The following is a 672-nucleotide window of genomic DNA, read 5'->3' as shown; positions in this document are numbered from 1 at the left end:
TCGCTCGGCATCGATATCGATCTGGAAACCGAATAACACGTGACGCGAATCGAGAGCGGGGCAGGATTGCCCGCTCTCTGCTCCGCCAGGAGGAAAGGCCTTGAAAGACCTACTGAATTTGCTGAAAAACCAGGGTCAAGTCGAAGAGTTCGACGCCATCCGTATTGGATTGGCATCGCCTGAGATGATCCGTTCGTGGTCGTTCGGTGAAGTTAAAAAGCCGGAAACCATTAACTACCGTACGTTCAAACCTGAGCGTGACGGCCTGTTCTGCGCCAAGATCTTTGGCCCGGTAAAGGATTACGAGTGCCTGTGCGGTAAGTACAAGCGCTTGAAGCACCGTGGTGTGATCTGCGAGAAGTGCGGCGTTGAAGTCGCGCTGGCTAAAGTTCGTCGTGAGCGCATGGCGCACATCGAACTGGCCTCGCCAGTTGCCCACATCTGGTTCCTGAAATCGCTGCCGTCGCGTATCGGCTTGCTGATGGACATGACCCTGCGTGATATCGAACGCGTTCTCTACTTCGAGAGCTATGTCGTTATCGATCCAGGCATGACCACCCTTGAAAAAGGTCAGCTGCTCAACGACGAGCAGTACTTCGAAGCGCTGGAAGAGTTCGGCGACGATTTCGATGCCCGCATGGGTGCCGAAGCTGTCCGTGAACTGCTGCACGC

1 pseudogene is annotated in these 672 nt (G+C 55.1%); it reads left to right on the top strand.

The annotated features are described in order from the left end of the window. Positions 1 to 100: 100 nt before the first annotated feature. Positions 101 to 672 (top strand): annotated as a pseudogene (locus AC1DRJ_RS31240) (DNA-directed RNA polymerase subunit beta'); the annotation flags it as partial.

The sequence above is a fragment of the Pseudomonas sp. P5_B2 genome (assembly GCF_056400445.1).
The sequence above is the reverse complement of the archived record's forward strand: the minus strand, read 5'-3'. Positions and strand labels throughout refer to the sequence as shown.